The sequence below is a fragment of the Desulfosediminicola sp. genome (assembly GCF_048381775.1).
Classification (GTDB): domain Bacteria; phylum Desulfobacterota; class Desulfobulbia; order Desulfobulbales; family Desulfocapsaceae; genus Desulfopila; species Desulfopila ganghwensis.
This window is the reverse complement of sequence record NZ_JBLXGE010000004.1, coordinates 1-18,175: the sequence shown is the minus strand read 5'-3', so window position 1 is coordinate 18,175 and position 18,175 is coordinate 1. Positions and strand designations below refer to the sequence as shown.

Genomic DNA, 18,175 nt, shown 5'->3' with positions numbered 1-18,175 from the left:
TTGGTTTTCGGAGTTATGAAGAGATATGGGAACAGTTAGAGGTTGAAGAGAAAAAGTCTCAATACGTCAAAATAATTATCTGCTTCATAGGCTATGGCGTGTGATGAAATACGTCTTGCCCCGGGAAAGAACGACGCCTTATAGGCATCCTGATGGTTAACATAGGTGATGCTTGTCTCGAACTTTTCTGGCATTTGCTTACGACAGGCCGCACTATCAGCCTGCATCGCTTTCCTGGCCCCCTCCTCTATCTTGTCAAGAACAACCAGTGGGTGAAGGTTTACCGTTGACCCACCAGAGCCAGATTTTACTGCAACCGTTTCCAACTCTGGTATCAGTTCTTGAGCCAAGGTGCAGATTTGTTTATCCCCCGAGAGAAAGATAACCGGCACATCTTCCAACCAGGCAGTATGGGTGTTCATGAGAAATTCAGAGACCAGCATGCCATTGATAGTGATTTCACTCACTCTGGAAGTCATGGTGTGGGCAAGTGGATTCCCGTCGCCGCCTGCCTGGGAGTGGTAACCGATCATCATGACACCATCAAACGAAGAATCCAACTCCTGCATCATCATATAGGGGTGCCGGGACCAGCCCCGAACCAATCTGACCTGCTTCGGTAACTCTTCTGCGATCAGGTTACGGGCCGAATTATGGGCATCCCGCACATATATTTCCGTTGCGCCACCGGCAATTGCGCCTTCGCAGGCGGCACACACTTCACGGGTCATCTGCTTCTGAAACTGGGCGTAATTTGCTTTGTCTGATTCAGTTTCATCCCAGGCGGTTACCCCGCACACACCTTCAATATCAGCACTGATAAATATTTTCACACCAAACTTCCTTATTGATAGTAATTATATATCTCTACCTATATAGCTCAGCCCAACGGATAACGGTTGACTGACACAAAACTCTCCAGATGTTTCGGGGAGAAATCTGAGTCTTCCGCTGAAAAGCTATTTTCTCTCACCATGCCATAGGCGTGGATAAATCGGTTGTCACCGAGGGAAATGGCTACGTGAGTCACCCTGTCTGGACTCTCACCAAAGAAAAGTAGATCACCCGCGCTTGCCTTGTGGTGATCTTTCGAGACCAGATTCAGCTTCTGCTGCATATTGGCATCCCTGGGTAACTCTATCCCGTGGAGCCCAAACACTGTCTGCACAAAGCCGGAACAATCAAAACCTTTAGGTGTTCTTCCGCCCCAGCTATACTGGTAGCCAAGGAACTCCCTGGCGAGGCTCACGATACTCGCGGTGCCAGCCGGGCCTATTTCACCGAAATGACAGCTTTCCAGCCAACCTGTTTCACCACCAGGCAATACAACTTGAGCCCATCGCCTTTCTTCAGCCAGGACAGGAAGCCTGGAACCAATTACCACATCCCGTAGAGCTGTTGATGCGCGATCAGGCGCTGAAAAGATCCGTTCGTTATGACTCCGAACCAATCGCCATTCAAGTCCCTGAGCTTTTTCCATTCCGGATTGCGCCAACTGCCTGCTGCTCACCCAGCTCTGGTAACCATCCCGCTGCCTGATTCGGCAAAACTCCGCTTCTTCCTCCAACAACTCCACCCGCTCCCAGAGCAGTCCCTGACTCACGATCTCACTGCAATAATCAGGCTGCTTATAATGGTTGCTGACGCTTACCTGTATTACCGCCTGAATCATCACTTTCTCCTCCGCGCTCTTCACTTTGTTTAAAAGTCCTGAAACTGATCAATAACCTCCCGGTCATAGCCTTTGCTGGCAACCAGGAGCTGACGCGTATAGTTCTGGGTAAAGTCCATTGCCTGCAACTGCTTCCTGCTGATTGTCTCAACCATCTGACCGTGGTTCATCACCAGAATATCATCACACATATGGGAAACCACAGCCAGGTCATGGCTCACCAGCACATAGGTAAGGTTTCGCTGCTGGCGAATATCCTCTAATAGGTTAAGTACTTCTGCCTGGATAGAAACATCGAGTGCAGAGGTTGGCTCATCGAGCAGAATCACTTCCGGCTCAAGAATCAAGGCCCTGGCTATTGCCACTCGTTGACGCTGCCCGCCTGAAAGCTGGTGAGGAAAACGAAAGCGAAACTCCGGCCCCAGCCCCACCTCTTCGAGCACTTTTTCCACTCTTTCATTTTCGTTGCCGAGTTTATGAATGGACACAGGCTCTTTGAGAGTGCGGTCTATGGTATGCCTTGGATGCAGCGATCCGTATGGATCCTGAAATACCATCTGCACGTTGCGGCAGAATTGCAGATCCCGCTTTGGCCCGAGCCTGGCACCATCAATTTCAATTGTCCCGGTCCAGCTTTTGACAAGGCCGGAGACACAGTTCAACACTGTTGATTTGCCGGAACCGGACTCACCAACCAGGCCAAAGCTCTGTCCCTTTGATACAGAAAATTCCACACCACGGACTGCATGATTTTTCTGCAGACCACGGCCGAAGTAGACATGTAAATCCTTAACCTGCAACATTGTCAATACCTCCAGTCCAACCTGAGTCAAGCCAGGCGTCATCACGCTGCAAAATTGGCAGCCGTTGTCGCTCACCTTCTATTTTCGGCAGACAATTGAGCAAGCCACGGGTATATGGGTGGGTCGACTGGTGAAGCTTATCTGCGTCAACAATTTCCATAATCCGTCCATGGTACATAATGATAATCTGGTCGCAAAAGGAGGCGACCAGTTCCAGGTCGTGGGAGACAAAAATAAGGCCCATCCCCCGCTGGGTTACCAGGTCATCTAAAATCGCCATAATCTGCAGCTGAACTGTCACATCAAGTGCTGAAGTTGGCTCATCAGCTATCAACAAGCGTGGTTCAGGTATCAGCATCATGGCTATCATTATACGCTGGCCCATGCCACCTGAGACTTCATTGGGATATAAAGTGAAAACCCGCTTCGGATCACGAATACGCACAGCTTCAAGCATCGACAGCGTTCGCTCTTTCGCCTCCTTCCTGCCCACCTTGTGATGGGTAAGATACGCTTCCATGATCTGTTCCCCGACAGTGCGGACAGGATTGAGTGAATATTTCGGATCCTGCATGACCATGGAAATTTCGTTACCACGGATTTTACGCATCTCTTTTTCACTTAAATCGGGCAGATTCTGGTCATCGAAGACGATTTGGGTAGCCTCAACCCGTGCATGGGGAGGCAAGAGACGCAAAATGGCCCGGCCTGTTACGGATTTACCCGAACCGGATTCACCGACTATACCGATCTTCTCCTTTCCCATGGAAAAGGAGATATCGCGGACCGCCTGCACATCCCCTCTGGGAGAGGGAAAAACGACATTCAATTTTTTTACAGTAAGCAATGGTTGCTGTTTCATACAATTACACTTCTACGCTCTCAAGGTTGAGATGTTTATTCTTTAACGTGTATTTCACTGTGTACGCCTATTTTTCACTGCGTGGGTCAAGCACTTCCCGCAGGCCATCCCCAAGCAGGTTGAAAGCAAGGCTTACCAGGAAAATTGCCATACCCGGCATGGTGATCAGCCACCAGTGGTCAAGAATATAGGCTCGGCCGCTGGCGGTCATGGCTCCCCACTCAGGAGACGGCGGCTGGGCGCCAAGGCCTAGAAATCCCAGGCCCGCAGCAGTCATAATTATGCCCGCCATATCAAGCGTAACCCTGACAATGAGCGAAGACATGCAGAGCGGCACAATGTGTTTGGTGATTATCCTGACCGGTCCCGCGCCCTGCAGTCTGACAGCCTTGATAAAATCTGAATTTCTGAGAGTTATGGTCTCACCCCTGGCAATTCGGGCATAGGGTGGCCAGGAAGTGATGGCAATGGCTATGACCGCATTCTCGATTCCCGGCCCCAGTGCTGCCACAAACGCCAGAGCTAAAATAAGCTTGGGAAATGCCAGGAAAATGTCGGTAATACGCATCAGTACGGTATCGATAATACCGCCGAAATAGCCGGAAACCGTACCTATGAGAATGCCCACCGGGGCGGCAATTATAGCTACCAGCCCGACGATGTAGAGGGTCAGCCTCGAGCCCCAGATAATGCGGGAGAGAATATCCCTGCCTACCTCATCGGTCCCCATCCAGTGCACCGCAGAAGGTTCCATAAGCCGGTTTGTCAGATTGGTCTGTACCGGGTCAAAAGGGGCCAGCAGAGGGGCAAACAACGCCACTGTGATCAGTGTCAAAATTATCAGCAGACCTAGCACTGCCAGGTGATTTTTTAAAAATTCTCTGGATATCAGATATGTTCTGCCTGCCGCAGCATGAAACGGCGAAGTCGGCGTATCTGTCAACAGCCAGCTCCGAACTGTATCCAAGCGTAGAGTTTTACCTGTCATAACGTCTGTCCACTCCCTAGTTCCTTGCTCTTGGGTCCATGACCTTATAGAGAAAATCTGAAAACAGATTCACCCCCAGAAATATCGTTCCCACAACAATGGTGGAACCAAGTACCGAATTCATGTCTGCATTCAGCAGGGAGTTGGTAAGATAGAGGCCAAGCCCCGGCCAGGCAAAGACCGTCTCTGTAAGAACAGAACCTTCAAGCAGTGTTCCGAAACTGAGAGCAACTACAGTAATCAGGGGGATTGCGCAATTACCGAGAGCGTGCCCCCATATCACCTTCCACTCCGGCACACCCTTCACCCTGGCAGTCAGAATATATTCCTGTCTCAGCTGCTCCAGCATAAAGGAGCGGGTCATTCGTGAGATATAGGCCAGGCTGAAATAGCCGAGAAGAGCGGCAGGCAGAATTATGTGTGAAACTGCATTCCGAAAGATTTCCCATTCACGGGCGATTATCGAATCGATCAACATCATGCCGGTTACAGGATCTACGATATCTTCGTAAAAGACATCTATTCTTCCAGGCCCCGGCAACCAGTCGAGATGAGCATAAAAGACCATCAGACCGATAAGGCCGAGCCAGAAGATTGGCAAAGAATAACCAAGCAGGCCAACCACCCTGCCCGCATGATCAATAAAGCTGCCCCGGTGCACTGCTGAAAAAACACCCAGAGGAATCCCCAGTACCACCCCGAGAATCGTGGCGATAATTGCCAGCTCAAAGGTCGCGGGAAAAACCCTGATGATGTCTTCTAAAACCGGTCTGGAAGTAAGGATAGATACACCGAGATCACCCTGCAGCACCTTGCCCAGATAAATGAAGAACTGCTGCCAGATCGGCAGATGCAGCCCCATGGCAATTTTGGCAGCTTCATAGGTCTCGGCGCTGGCCTTGTCGCCCACCATAGAAAGCACAGGGTCGATGGGTACGATTCGACCGATCAGGAATGTAATGAGTAACAGCCCAAAGAAGGTAATTGCCACCATCAACAGCAAGCGAAAGCTTTGATTTGCTGCTGCCAGGAGGCGGTGTTCCGATAACTCGCGCGCCATATCTACTACTTTTATAATAAAGGAAACGGTTCTCCCCGGCGTATAAATCAACCGGGGAGGGAGGTACTTTTCAATCAGCGTCAAGAGTGTCGAAGAATTGCCCTTTTCGCCTCAGTAATAATGAGTTGGCTGAAAAGGGCTTAGTCCGACAGACTCCTGGCTCAGGAGTATAATACTACTTTTTAACCGTATGCTGATAAAAATTACTGTCGAAGCTTGGTCCGAGGATAAAGCCATCAATATTGTTTCTCTCAGCAATGACCTCAATATCCTGGAACATGATGACGAACGGAGAAACCTGCTGGTGCTCACGCTGCAGATCAAGATACATCTCGGCACGCTTCTTGGTGTCCTTCTCCAGTACGGCAGCATCCGCCACTTTGGTCATCTCCGGGATATCCCAGGCATTACGCCAGGCAAGAGGCTTAAAATTCGCCTCATCGGAATTATCCGGGTTGCGGGCAAAGGTGTCGGCATTGGTGTGCGGGTCCATATAGTCCGGTCCCCATTTGCCGATATAGATATCGTGGTTTCGGGCACGGTACTTGGTGAGGGTCTGCTTGCCATCACCAGGAATAATTTCAAGCTTGATACCGGCCTGGGCAAAATTGGCCTGGATGGCAAGCGCCATGGAAGGAACCGGTTCGGTATTTCTGGTGTCCATGGTAATGGTGAAACCATTTTCAAGACCAGCCTTTTTCAACAGCTCTTTCGCCTTTTCAACGTCGAGAGAGAATGGAGTTTCGGTCAGGGCACCAAGAAAGCCGTTTGGCAGAAAAGCCTGGTGAACCGTCATTCTGCCTTTGAGGAAGGTATCTGCCATACCCTTATAATCGATCAGATACTTCAGCGCCTGGCGTACCTCAGGGATTTGCAGGTATTCGTTTTTCTGATTTAAACCGAGATAGTAGATACCACCCTTGGGTCTGGAAACGATTTTCACATCGGGATTGGTTTCCAGTCCCTCAATATCATTTCGCTCAAGGTTTCTGGCAATATCAATATCTCCCTTTTCGAGAAGCAACCGCTGGGTAGCCGGCTCGGAGATATGTCGAATCATGACTCGCTTGAGATTGGCCTTCTCCCCCCAGTACGCATCATTGCGATCGAGGGTCAGGGATTCAGCTGGCTTCCATTTTTTCAAGATGTAAGGACCAGAACCGGCATAACCTGTTCTAAGCCACGCATGCCCGTAATCACCATCCTTTTCGTGGGAAAGAGCGAGCTTCTTATCTATGATAGAACCGGCTGTAGAAGTAAGGCAGTACAGGAAGAAGGTCGGAGCATACGGTTGATCAATGACTACCTGTACGGTGTAATCATCAAGCTTCTTGATAGTGTCCGCCATATTTTCAGGGGTAAAGCCAAACTGGGTCAAAATGAACGCTGGCCCTTTATTCAACGCCACCACCCGTTGCAGAGAAAAAACAACGTCATCCGCACTGATCGGGTTACCGGAGGCAAAAGTCATCCCCTTGCGGATGTTAAAAGTGTAGCTCAAACCATCTTCGGAGATATCCCAGCTCTCCGCAATGCCGCCATAAATATCGCTGACATTGTCCACATCGTAATTAATCAGTCTGTCATAGGTATTGGCGGCATATTCAGCACCGGAAAACTCAAAAATCTCTGCAGGGTCAAGAGTAATAATATCGTCAATTGCAAACCCCATCACCAGATAGTCTTTCGGGGTCTTGGCATAGGCCACCTGAGCAACCCCAATTACCACCAGACACGCCAGAATCAGCAGTCTTTTCATGTTTCTCTCCTCTTATTTGTTTGTTAGCAAGGTTTACCAAAACGTCAACCTAAACGGTCAACCAGTAAACCTTCCACTCATGCATTCAAAACAGGTAGAACCTTGAACGTACTGGCTGTACAGCAATATCCATTCCTGAATAATCAATAACCCTCCAAGAATATTATTTATTCGAAAATCCGTTTTTCTTTCTGTGTGCTCCAGGCCAGTACTGCCTGTATGTTGTTACATCTTTGTTCGAGGTGTGCAGAAAAGTTACATTTTTGTCTTGCCCAGGCAGGGGGCTGCGGTTCAACCTCTCTAGCTGCAAGAGGGGCTGTACCATGCAGAATCTGTCTACCTAGTCTAACCTTCCGACAAAATTATTAACAAATCCAGACTACTAAATCTATATAATTATGTACCTTAATCCATCAGCACAGCATGTTATATGACAGAATCTTCATATAGCATGCGCGTCACGCTTACGTAAATTACGCTTGATGTTTTCTGCCTTTAGTGGGAAATACTAAAATAACAAGTGTAATATCAGCACATAAGGCAATGTATAACTACAGACGGGGAATGCATGACTGATACGAGTTCAAACATAGGGACCATAAAACTACAGCTTGCCGTCTTTGCTCTGGTTTCAGCCTCATTTACCAACATTTATCTCACTCAGCCAATTCTTCCTGTGCTGCAACAGGAATTCGGTGTCAGCACTATTCAGGTCTCGTTTACCGTTTCGATCGTCATTTTTGGTATAGTTCTCTCCAACCTCTTTTTCGGCTACCTTTCCGATAAAATGCCGATCCACCCCATACTCCTGATTGGTGGAATCTGTGTTGCACTGGCAGGATTATGCGCAGCCCTGACCCACGATTTTCGTCTCCTTGTCACTGCCCGCCTGGTCCAGGGGCTTTTTATTCCAGCGCTCACCACAAGTCTGGCCGCCTGGCTCGCCCGGACTCTCCCCATGGAACGACTGAGCGTGGTAATGGGTTCATATGTCAGCGCCACTGTACTGGGTGGACTGGGAGGAAGACTGCTGGGGGGGTGGATTCACCCACCCCTGCACTGGCGTTACGCCTTTTTTTCCGCTGCCGCCCTGATTCTGGTGACAACTGTTCTGGCCCTGATCGTACTGCCCCGAACATCTCAACACGTCAATTCAGCTGGCAGTTCAACCACCTCCTATCGCTCACTGCTTTTCAATAAGGACCTCTTTCTCTATTACTGCTGTGGAGCCGGAGCCTTTCTGATGTTCTCACCCATCTTCAATTATTTACCGTACAGGCTGGCAGGTGCTCCATTTCACTTTTCCACTGAACTGATTACCCTGATCTACCTGGTGTATGTGCTGGGCATCTTTCTCGGGCCAATTGCCGGTCGCCTGAGCAATACCTACGGAGGCGGCACCACACTCATAGCTGGAACGGTCATCCTGGGCATCTCCCAGGCCCTGTTGCTCATCTCTTCGATATATTCTGTGATATTGGGATTGCTCGGGATATGTGCCGGATTTTTCACAATCCATGCTGTGGCGGTCGGGCTGTTAAACAGCAGGTTAAGTGACGGACACGGCAAGGCCAATGCCCTGTACGTGCTCTTTTATTATGGAGGAGGATGGCTCGGCATAACCGGAGCCGGATTCGCTTTTGAATACAAAGGTTGGACAGGCGTAATCTTTTTCGTGATGTGCTTTTTGGCGGTACCATTGATCACCGGTCTTAAAAACAGAGCATAACTTCTTCACCCCATTAGATCACCAGGCTGCCAGGCTGCCAAGCTGCCAAGCTGCCAAGCTGCACGTTATTACAGATTACTGGTATGAGAAAACTGGATTTGAGCTGACCTATACAAAATGTAAGGGTCTCTTTAACCTGAATTTTTCACCTAACACCAAGTACATTGCGATTTACAGTAGATATCCCAGCTGTGTTGATATCAAATTTTTTGAGGTTTGGAGTGGCTATCTCATCCAGCCACCAGTTGCTTCCAATCCCATGCCTTTACACGATATTTACAATATTTAATACTTATCATGGATATCCTCGATTGATTCCCCTATAATGGCGGTCGCCCTCCTCTGGCTTTATCATATCAAGAGGTATTGAGATACTCTCCATTTCTCAATAACACCAAGAAATTACCAAGCTGTTTTTGCTCTTTTTTCATGGTTCACAAGTGGTTAGCGGTAAATGTGCAGTTTCGTTTACGATGATTCTGCTCTATAAACAACATCTTTGAAAATTTGAGGATCAGGATATGTCTCAACCCAAATCTGGCGATACAGTAACCGTTCATTATACAGGCAAATTTGATGATGGAACCATCTTCGATTCATCCTATGATGGAGATCCCATTGTTTTTACCATTGGGGACAATGATCTTATAGAAGGATTCGAGGAAGGTGTTTTAGATATGCAGGTAGGTGACAAAAAAACGGTCATTCTCCCACCGGAAAAAGCATACGGAGAACGCACCGACGAACTCGTGATCGAGTTTCCTATCAACGAGATGCCTGAAGATCTTGAACTGACTGTCGGTGATGAACTCGAGCTGACCGATGAAGATGATCACGCCATTCTGGTCGTTGTGACTGAGCTCAAAGAAGACTCTGTGGTAGTGGACGGTAACGCCCCACTGGCTGGCCAGACCCTTACCTTTGATCTTGAGCTGGTCACCATCGGCTAACGCATAGTGTAATGGCTCAACGGCGTTTACAGCCAACAAGCGGGAAAGAGCATGTGCATACACTCTTTCCCGCTTACCACCCAATTCCAAGGCCTGCGGTAATCCCCCTGAAAACGCAAGGAGGGGGCTCCCACACACGCGCCTCCCTTTTTGAACACCGCCTCACCGTAATAGCTTTCATGTCATAATGAGGAGTACGTTTCGCTACATCTGCACGGAGCATCAGTGTTTGCTACCATTTACCTGCTTGAGTATTTGACGTGATGATTTGATGGTTGTCTTCATGAAACACATAGAAACTATACTGATCAAGTTGTGTGTCAGACTGTAGTCTGAACCCATTTGACACTCGGTAGAAATCTTCAACTACAACTAAGCCAATACATACTCCTGTGAAATTTGGTGCACTTGCAATTAGAATTCACCTCATTTGCGCTTAAAACTGTGGTCTGGCCCCAACTTTCTCATATTTTCTCATATTTTCTTAGTATTTTCTTAGTACTTTGTCCTTGTAGATTAACTTGTTAGCAAGAACAGGTGCTAGCCATATAGTCAGCTAATCTTGCATTGCATAAATATTATCTAATAGATTTATATTGAAAGCAGCAATCGCCATTGAACATATTACTAATTGACTCAATTCCTCATCATAAGCCCAATTTCGATATAATTCAAATTGGTCAATATTACTGTCGTTTATGAAAGCTTCTAACATGTCTATCAGTTGATAATATTTCGTACATAGTGAAGAATTTGATTCAAGAGGAAATACACCATGTTCTAGTTTAGATTTCTCTGATTTGAGTGACTTCAAAACAGATTCGACAACAGGGTAAATCTCAGAATAATTAGCAGTATACCTATATAACCAACCATTTTCCAACCATGCACTTTCCCATATTTTCTGCCAATTTTCGCTAGTAACTCTCTTGTTCATTTGGTAACAAGCCCAACGAAAACCAGGAGCTGTATTTATGCTTTTATTTAGCGGGGGAGTACCAAAGATACTTTCAAAATCACTATATTCACCATCTGCTTTCCTAAGAAGCTTATCGTACTCAGTTTCATTTAAATTACAAACACCTTCTCTAATAACTGAAAGTATTGATCGTTGAACATATGTGTACCTGTTTCTACGATTATAACCATAATTCGCTAGCATTTTGCTTGCATTAGTGAGGACATGTCGCAAAGGTCTAGGGTTATATCCTCCTAACTTACAATTATCTTTTACCTGAATCTCTCTCGCCCAATCTACCCACATAGAATAATTAAAATCTGAAAATTCCTTTGTTTGTGTTCTAAGCAATTGAAGTGCAGATGATAGTTGAGTCGCAGCTGAGTTATGGTGAGAGGCCAAAGCACTTTGCTTAGCTATGACTTTAGACTGCCTGCTGATTTGTAATGATCCAAAGGCAGCAATAGCAGCAGCTACTGAAGCGATAGCAGATAAGAATGCAGGTGCATAATCAATTAAGTTCATTTCATTCAGTACTCAACTGTTGTTTGTTATACAATTTCACAACACCTTAAATTTTGAAAAGTCTCCAAACGGGTGCGATTCTAATTTCATTATTTCCAGCGTTTAGGTAACCGGCGAGCTTCAGCGAGTCCGAGCGGAACGTAGTGTAGCGGTGTTAACCGATTAGTTATCTTGATTATTTTGCTTTTAATTGATCCCAGTATTTTTTCATTCCTAGGTGAGAACTTTCATCTACACTTTTTAAATATGCTAACCACCCATCAATTGATTCAACTGATGAATATTTAGAAGTGATTTTTTTCTTTGCTACAAGGTTATGCATGATTGCTCTCATTTGAATTTTCTTTTTTTTGCCGATACTAAATCCTGGTGCAGATGAATTTTTAACTAAACCTGTTACATGGCAACCAGCTTTTGGGCCCATATATCTTGTTTTAGAGTCATTTAACAAAAAACCTTCATCTTCAATTATTTTTTTTATAATTGGATATGTTAGATGTAATTTAGCAGGATTGTTTGAAGAAAACGTAAAGTCATCAGCATATCTGGTGTAGATGATGTTTCTTTTTGCTACTAAACCTGATATTCTTTTGTCAAGATGAGCACAGACTAAGTTTGATAATGAAGGAGATGTGACTCCTCCTTGTGGGAGGCCATTTTTACAGGTACATAGCCTTGCCAAAATTGAAGATGCATTTTTGGAAAACCCAGCAACTGAGAAGATTCTTTTTACTCGAAATGTCTTTATTGATGGAAAAAAATCTTCAATGTCTACGCAAAGAAAATACCTATTATACTTATGAGGAATAACATTGTCTATTAAGCCAACCCCTTGATTGAAGGCTGTTGCATGGTATGATGGTGAAAGCTTGTCTAGAATATTTCTTAATATCCAGGCTTGTATAGCTTTCATCTCTTTATTTGGTTGCATAATGAGCCTGGAGTCCCCACTTTTCTTTTTAATCTCATACCTTTTATAGAACTTGTATGGATTTTCAATCAAGGTATTCAATCTACCTGTATCAATATTGATAACCTCCGACAAAGAATCTACGTCTTTGAAAATTGGTAGATTAAGTAGTCTTAATGTTTCGTGATTTGCAGTAGTCATGGTTAAAAAATGGGAGAGTGTAGTTGAATTTACTCATGTTTAGCATTCCATGCTGTAGACAAACACTTTTGGCTACAGCATGGAATGCATTATATCTTTTCACACTTGGAAAGATATAATGCAGCAAGTATCAAGGCTTTATTTCTGAGTAGAGCAACTCCACTCAAGCTCATAGAGCTAGACTAAACTCGAACTACACTCTCCCAAAATTGAATAGGGGTTTCTTTACGTTTTCTTAATGTTAAATTTAAAGCATTGCATCTCTCATTTGATAAAAAACGATCTTTTTTTCTTCTTTCAAAATAATTTGTACATGATTGTAATAGTTGATCTTTGCCTGAGTTTGAAATAGAAAGTTGGCCATGTTTTAAGGATATCTTACCGCTATTGATTAATGTATTTATAATGCTCTCAGCAGATGTAATTACTGTTTCTGATGCACCTAATAAAGACACAATATTTGGTATGCTATACCTAGGTAGAGGCTCGAAGGTATGTACGAGTGAGAGATAAAACTCAGTAGATGCTAATGGATTTTCTAAAGTGATATCTCTTGTGCTATGCCTGTATACACTTCTACTCAACTCTGCCACTCGCTTTACAATTTCTTTTAGATTTGAGTGAGATAAAGGTGTAAAGCTTACATGGCTTTTGGTTTTATCTTTAAGATATCTTACAGGCCCAAGGTTCACAAAGCTTTTACCTCTTTGGTGCCTACTGTCGATAAGAACTACTAGTTTATCACTTAGTAGTGAATGGTTTGCAAAAGCACCTAACTCAACTAATGTACCTGGGCTTTGCAATATAATTACAATCACATGAACACTTTTTGCTAATAAATTTTCAAGAGAAAGTAAGTCATGCTTCTTATAGCCGAAGATAAGTTCCATAAACATATCTTCAGGATAGTGAATTGTATAGGTATATTTTGAACTCATACCTGTGAGTTCATTTCCGATATTTCTGCGAAGTTTGGCCTGCTCTTTGGTTGAACCTCCACACAAAAAAATAGATATTTCTGATGAATCATCTTTCTTTTCAAGAAATTCAATCTTCAATCTTTCTGTGATTTCTTTTACTTTTGTAGATGTGAGATTCATTTTCATGAGATAACGTTGCAATAACCGGCCCGCACGCTGTTGGCGGGTCCGAGTTTATTGGTTGGTCATGTTAATAGCTTGATTTCACTGCCAATAGTTGTGAGTAGACCACCGCCATCTTGTAGAAACTTAAAAAGTATTTCATTCTTATTATTTGTTGATTCATGAATTTTTGCAATTGACAATAGATCTACGGTTCTGATGATAACAATATTCATGTTCTTTGCATGCGTAATATTTTCTTGAGCAACCGTTGTTTCTTTTCTTTCATTTATATTTTCTAAACTCATTTGGTCATTAATCAGTAATAAACCTGGAGTTTTCGTATCTACACCTATTCTTTCCCTGTTTGAATCTAATTGGTTTATATATTTCCTTTTGATACCACCTTTTGTACCCTTAACTTCAACTACAACTAGTACTTCACCTTGACCGTCCCTGACTATTGCATCTTCCTTAAAATCTTCTACATCAGTAACTTTTAACTGAAAATATGAGCTTAGGAAATCTACAGCAGTATCTTTCAGCATGTCACCAGTTTGTGACAAGAGCCCTTTATATCCCTCAAATTGTTTGAGTTGGTTTTCAAGAGAAGATATTTTGGTGAACAAAGCTTCTATGTCTTTTCTCAACCCTATTTCTTGTGTGAACTCAAACTCATGAACCCAGCCTGGTATTTCATCTCTTCTTATTTGTAAGTAGGATGAAATACAAGTGGTTAATGTATTTACAAGGAGTTCGAAGTTTTCTTTTGTATAATTAGTAGTGCCGAACGGTAAAAGTAGATAACTGCCAACAAGGTCTATGCCTACAATACTATTTCGGAATTTTGCCAGAATTTTATTTTCGAAATCTTGTATGTAAGGAAGCTCAAACATGGTTTGCGCTATTCCAAACTTCTCTATATAACGTCTAAATGCATCATTGGTTGATTTGACAGAGGCAGTTCCTTTAAAAGCATGGCGACGAATATCAAATGAATTTAGAACTTTTTTCGCAATATCTGTATCTTTACAACTTTTTTCTGTTACATCACCATTCGGAACTCTATCAATAATTTTTTCAACTAGGAAACAGACCCAACCACCTTTGTTTACAAGGTTGTGGATTTGACGTTCTCGCTGAAGTAATTTAATTTGGTTGCATTGGACACTGACATAATTACCTTCCCAACTTGAGTGTTCAGAAAACGATTCAAATAAGCCGTTCGGCATTACTATACCATCATATGAATCTAGCGACTCAACTGAATCATAGCTTATAAAGAACGCTTTATTATCTGCTACTTTAAGTATATTGTCGTTTGGTACTTCAAAACCTTTTTTCTCAAAGCCAAAAAATGCTATTTTCATTGGTGTTATTCTTTAATCATAAAAATTTTATTGCTACTTGTGATATTGTATCAGTAAACATAACACTTCAATCAGCCAGAGCGTTAGCGATCGGCTGAATTGACTTGTTAAATTTGAATTTGTCGGCGACATACTTTGCAGAGTTCTCAATGTACGGAAATACCGTGCTCTCGTTAATATTCAGTAAGTCAAGCTCTTCTAATATGGCAGCCTTATTCGACACAGTGATTCTCGATACTTTTATCTCAGGAGTGCCCTCCTCATCAAAAACTGCATCCAAACCAAATAGAAGAAAAGCACCAGATTGTGATGAAATCCGGTCATTACTCTGCTTTCCTTTGACACAAATAATTTTCCTCAAGTCGTCTGGAAGAATAGCCGCCTCGAAAAATGGCTTTTCTTCTCGAATAAAATGAAGAAGCCGCTTTACCGGTGACTGTTCATTAAAACCTTCTTCATCAAAATTGATCGCACCTTTTTCTATTTGAGGCAAGCGAGCTAGGTTAGCAATGCAACTGGCAACATCTGAATCAAAATACTTTACATCTTTACGCCGTAATGAAAAAGTGATTACTTCGCCTTCGTCACCCCTAGCTGACTTACAAGCGAAATAAAGAGCAATTAGTGGGTTGGAAGTGATGTCTAGTAGCCGTGTCGGCAGGGAGTAATGCTGCATTCGCACGAGACTATCAAGAGTGTAAACATCCGACTGAAAATCAATGGAATTTGAAACCAACAACTCTCTGTACAATACATGCTCATTGTCCTTATACAGATAATTCCCTTCTCCATCCCTTCGAAACAGAGACGGTTCCAACTTATATTTTTTCTTGTTAGAATGGCCTCGGTAGAATACCTCATTCCCATTTCTTTCTTTGCTCGATAGTACCTTGGCAATAAAGCCCTGAACTGTTGTTACCTTAGGATTTTTAGACTTTTCTGCCGCTGGGCGTCCCTGTTTAGTTTTAATCGATGGTTCCTCTGTCTCCAAAATTCCTTCTGTTCGGAGCCTTTCAAATAGGTCTTCGTCTTTTACAGCCCAGTGTGTCCTGTTCATTTCCCAGCTGCGAATGTCTAGGAGCGGAGCTATCGGATTTATATCTTTAAATGGTATTGAATTTATGTTTTCTTTGAATTCAAACTCTATCAGCAGGTTACGCCCACGCTCCTTGATAGATTTCAGATAACCGATACGAACATCAGAATCTTCACCTTCATATGCGAACAAACAAGGGTAAGTCTTTAAATTCTCGATATGGCTGCTACTCAATTCTTTCAGAGCAGAAGCTATGTCTTCGTTTGTATATTCTAGGAAGCGACTCTTGTCAAACTCGTAGAATCCTTTATCCCAAGCGCCATCTCTTGCTGTTACTAACAGGTTGTACATGAAGTTCCGAATTCCTTGGTAAATTTAACGTTGAATTCACTGGTTTCGCGCTGTTTGCGAAATCCAGTGGAATGACTGGTTGGCTAAGCTTTATTTATTATATATTTACAATCATCGACAGGTTCCCATTCAACTTCAATAATATCGCCAGCTGAGAGATTGCATATATCTGACATGATTTTTGGAAGTGTCTCAGTCAACTGGTAGGAGAATGGTGGAACAATAATTTCCTGATTAAAAATGCTGATTTTTTCCTCTTCTGATTGGTCAAACCGAATGGCCATTGGTTTACCCTTTGCTTCAACTAGTTGATTTACATTTGAATAGTCATCTGATACGACCAACTCACACCTTGCTTTTCCATTTAATTCTTTAGCAGGTAAAGATATACCTTCGGACAAGACTCTATATATTTCGTTAATATGTGAATGAAATTCAGCGCTATATTCAAATGAACTATCGTAGCTTACTTGGTATTTTAGAATTTTACATATTGCCCGAACATCATGAATAAACGACAAATTGCTCAAGATTTTTAAGATAAAGTTATCGTTATAAATATTATCACAACAACCTTTAGAAATTACAAGACCTTCAACTTCAATAGAGATATGAAGTACCCATTTGTCTTTAATTTTATTATATAAATCGTAAGCTTGTTGGAAATATGGTAGTCTTTCTAGGGATATATTGTCCCATTTATCCAAATGAGTGGTAAATGTGAAATTCTGTTTATCAGGCTCACTTGCTTCTATGTTATGTCGTATTGTTAACTCAACAAGACCCTTTAGTGACTCAGTTTTACACGTAATTGCTTTCTTTCCAAGAATTGCTTTTCCCGTAAAATCATTAACATGATGAACTGAACTAGTTTTTGGACAAACAAGCCAAACTTTTATGGTAACGTCTTTTTCAAAGGACGAACTAATTTCAAATTGACCTTTTACATTATTTGCTATTTTTTCTAGTAGAGGTGAACCTTTAAATGATATTGCAGAACTATCAATGACTAATTTTTCACCAAAGTTTTCAAGATTTGTATATTTTTCAAAAAACTCTTTTGTATAGGGTGAAGCCACTTTTAACTGTGCGTTAACTTTTTCCTTAGCGTGTACCTCAAAATGTGTAACACCTCTGCGATATTCCGAAATTACTCGAAATCTTCGATCTAGTTTCTCTAATACATTCGATGTTGCTTTATGAGAATTCGATATTAGTCGTGGCAGAAATTGTTCGGAGTTACCGGTTAGAACGGAGGAGAGAGAATTTATGACATAGTTTTCATCCGGTAATTTGGTGCCTAATTCTTCACTTGCTTTTTTTTCGGCAATATTTTTACATTCTTGTAAGACTCTAACAGTATATTTTTTAGGATCATTATCAATATCTCTTGAGCAATTCGAGCATAACCAAATAGCGTTAGAGATATCTTTTCTCTCCTTTGGGCTTAATAGTTCATCGTATCTAGGACCACCAGGGGATGCTGCAGTAATGTGTGCAGCCACCCCAATATTATTTATTTTATCTGGATCTTTGGTTGGTCCAGTTGTCGGAACTCTACAATCAGGATTAGAACAACGATTGTTTACCCTTGATCTTAATATTTCGATAACTTTATTTGAGAAATTATCTCTTTTAGTTGCCATGACATATAGTTTTTAAGAGCCAACAAGTAATTATCCGGAAGACCGACTGAAACGGACCACAACGGACCTCTCATCCTTCAATCAGCGCCATCCAGATTGTAAGTAGTTAGGAAATCTACATAAATAGATTGTGCTGATCAAAGCAAGCTGTTAGTGTTCTGCTTCTGGGTAACACCACAAGAAATCATGTTATACGCAATTCACTCCCATGGATTCGGAGGCAGTCATGCTGGTTGTACCTACAGAGGTCAGAGTCAGGTATGCTGAGTTTCT

General features: G+C 43.0%; 15 protein-coding genes. 2 read left to right on the top strand and 13 right to left on the bottom strand.

What is annotated here, in order from left to right:
• Window positions 1–35 precede the first annotated feature (35 nt).
• From ACN5NT_RS07805 to ACN5NT_RS07775, 7 genes are all read right to left on the bottom strand, one after another.
• Window positions 36–833: a M55 family metallopeptidase gene (locus tag ACN5NT_RS07805; RefSeq protein WP_136797902.1), complete on the bottom strand. Its 798-nt coding sequence runs from the start codon at window positions 831–833 to the stop codon at window positions 36–38.
• A gap of 47 nt (window positions 834–880) precedes the next feature.
• Window positions 881–1,672, bottom strand: coding sequence for an NlpC/P60 family protein (locus ACN5NT_RS07800; protein WP_419175055.1), 792 nt, complete (start codon window positions 1,670–1,672; stop codon window positions 881–883).
• Between the two features lie 29 nt (window positions 1,673–1,701).
• Entirely contained in the window at window positions 1,702–2,475 is a 774-nt protein-coding gene (locus tag ACN5NT_RS07795; RefSeq protein WP_419175054.1) for an ABC transporter ATP-binding protein, read from the bottom strand.
• Window positions 2,462–3,337 (bottom strand): ABC transporter ATP-binding protein, encoded by an 876-nt coding sequence (locus ACN5NT_RS07790; RefSeq protein ID WP_419175053.1) that lies wholly within the window; start codon window positions 3,335–3,337, stop codon window positions 2,462–2,464. The genes ACN5NT_RS07795 and ACN5NT_RS07790 overlap by 14 nt, the downstream gene beginning before the upstream one ends.
• Before the next feature lie 67 nt (window positions 3,338–3,404).
• Window positions 3,405–4,325: a nickel transporter permease gene (nikC, locus tag ACN5NT_RS07785; protein WP_419175052.1), complete on the bottom strand. Its 921-nt coding sequence runs from the start codon at window positions 4,323–4,325 to the stop codon at window positions 3,405–3,407.
• 16 nt (window positions 4,326–4,341) lie between these two features.
• Entirely contained in the window at window positions 4,342–5,319 is a 978-nt protein-coding gene (locus tag ACN5NT_RS07780; RefSeq protein ID WP_136797912.1) for an ABC transporter permease, read from the bottom strand.
• Window positions 5,320–5,560: 241 nt separating this feature from the next.
• Window positions 5,561–7,144 carry an ABC transporter substrate-binding protein gene (locus tag ACN5NT_RS07775; RefSeq protein ID WP_419175051.1) on the bottom strand — a complete coding sequence of 528 codons (1,584 nt, stop codon included), beginning with the start codon at window positions 7,142–7,144 and terminating at the stop codon, window positions 5,561–5,563.
• Window positions 7,145–7,712: 568 nt separating this feature from the next.
• Here ACN5NT_RS07775 and ACN5NT_RS07770 point away from each other — a divergent pair.
• Both ACN5NT_RS07770 and ACN5NT_RS07765 read left to right on the top strand, forming a co-directional pair.
• On the top strand, window positions 7,713–8,873 hold the full coding sequence (locus tag ACN5NT_RS07770; protein WP_419175050.1) for an MFS transporter: 1,161 nt from the start codon (window positions 7,713–7,715) through the stop codon (window positions 8,871–8,873).
• Window positions 8,874–9,394: 521 nt separating this feature from the next.
• Entirely contained in the window at window positions 9,395–9,823 is a 429-nt protein-coding gene (locus tag ACN5NT_RS07765) for an FKBP-type peptidyl-prolyl cis-trans isomerase (RefSeq protein ID WP_419175049.1), read from the top strand.
• A 556-nt stretch (window positions 9,824–10,379) separates the two neighbouring features.
• Here ACN5NT_RS07765 and ACN5NT_RS07760 read toward each other — a convergent pair.
• The 6 genes from ACN5NT_RS07760 to ACN5NT_RS07735 form a co-directional block, all read right to left on the bottom strand.
• On the bottom strand, window positions 10,380–11,306 hold the full coding sequence (locus ACN5NT_RS07760; RefSeq protein WP_419175048.1) for a hypothetical protein: 927 nt from the start codon (window positions 11,304–11,306) through the stop codon (window positions 10,380–10,382).
• Window positions 11,307–11,481: 175 nt separating this feature from the next.
• Complete coding sequence (locus tag ACN5NT_RS07755; RefSeq protein ID WP_419175047.1) at window positions 11,482–12,417, bottom strand: retron St85 family RNA-directed DNA polymerase; 936 nt, start codon at window positions 12,415–12,417, stop codon at window positions 11,482–11,484.
• 182 nt (window positions 12,418–12,599) lie between these two features.
• Window positions 12,600–13,523: a retron St85 family effector protein gene (locus ACN5NT_RS07750; RefSeq protein ID WP_419175046.1), complete on the bottom strand. Its 924-nt coding sequence runs from the start codon at window positions 13,521–13,523 to the stop codon at window positions 12,600–12,602.
• 59 nt (window positions 13,524–13,582) lie between these two features.
• Complete coding sequence (locus ACN5NT_RS07745; protein ID WP_419175045.1) at window positions 13,583–14,869, bottom strand: hypothetical protein; 1,287 nt, start codon at window positions 14,867–14,869, stop codon at window positions 13,583–13,585.
• A 67-nt stretch (window positions 14,870–14,936) separates the two neighbouring features.
• On the bottom strand, window positions 14,937–16,256 hold the full coding sequence (locus tag ACN5NT_RS07740) for an FRG domain-containing protein (protein ID WP_419175044.1): 1,320 nt from the start codon (window positions 16,254–16,256) through the stop codon (window positions 14,937–14,939).
• A gap of 83 nt (window positions 16,257–16,339) precedes the next feature.
• Entirely contained in the window at window positions 16,340–17,902 is a 1,563-nt protein-coding gene (locus ACN5NT_RS07735) for a hypothetical protein (RefSeq protein WP_419175043.1), read from the bottom strand.
• Window positions 17,903–18,175: the final 273 nt, after the last annotated feature.

Bases quoted from the DNA above. Each gene is read 5' to 3' on its own strand.
- ACN5NT_RS07800 (WP_419175055.1), bottom strand. From the start codon at position 1,672: ATGATTCAGGCGGTAATACAGGTAAGCGTCAGCAACCATTATAAGCAG.
- ACN5NT_RS07795 (WP_419175054.1), bottom strand. From the start codon at position 2,475: ATGTTGCAGGTTAAGGATTTACATGTCTACTTCGGCCGTGGTCTGCAG.
- ACN5NT_RS07790 (WP_419175053.1), bottom strand. From the start codon at position 3,337: ATGAAACAGCAACCATTGCTTACTGTAAAAAAATTGAATGTCGTTTTT.
- nikC (WP_419175052.1), bottom strand. From the start codon at position 4,325: ATGACAGGTAAAACTCTACGCTTGGATACAGTTCGGAGCTGGCTGTTG.
- ACN5NT_RS07780 (WP_136797912.1), bottom strand. From the start codon at position 5,319: ATGGTGGCAATTACCTTCTTTGGGCTGTTACTCATTACATTCCTGATC.
- ACN5NT_RS07775 (WP_419175051.1), bottom strand. From the start codon at position 7,144: ATGAAAAGACTGCTGATTCTGGCGTGTCTGGTGGTAATTGGGGTTGCT.
- ACN5NT_RS07770 (WP_419175050.1), top strand. From the start codon at position 7,713: ATGACTGATACGAGTTCAAACATAGGGACCATAAAACTACAGCTTGCC.
- ACN5NT_RS07765 (WP_419175049.1), top strand. From the start codon at position 9,395: ATGTCTCAACCCAAATCTGGCGATACAGTAACCGTTCATTATACAGGC.
- ACN5NT_RS07760 (WP_419175048.1), bottom strand. From the start codon at position 11,306: ATGAACTTAATTGATTATGCACCTGCATTCTTATCTGCTATCGCTTCA.
- ACN5NT_RS07755 (WP_419175047.1), bottom strand. From the start codon at position 12,417: ATGACTACTGCAAATCACGAAACATTAAGACTACTTAATCTACCAATT.
- ACN5NT_RS07750 (WP_419175046.1), bottom strand. From the start codon at position 13,523: ATGAAAATGAATCTCACATCTACAAAAGTAAAAGAAATCACAGAAAGA.
- ACN5NT_RS07745 (WP_419175045.1), bottom strand. From the start codon at position 14,869: ATGAAAATAGCATTTTTTGGCTTTGAGAAAAAAGGTTTTGAAGTACCA.
- ACN5NT_RS07740 (WP_419175044.1), bottom strand. From the start codon at position 16,256: ATGTACAACCTGTTAGTAACAGCAAGAGATGGCGCTTGGGATAAAGGA.
- ACN5NT_RS07735 (WP_419175043.1), bottom strand. From the start codon at position 17,902: ATGGCAACTAAAAGAGATAATTTCTCAAATAAAGTTATCGAAATATTA.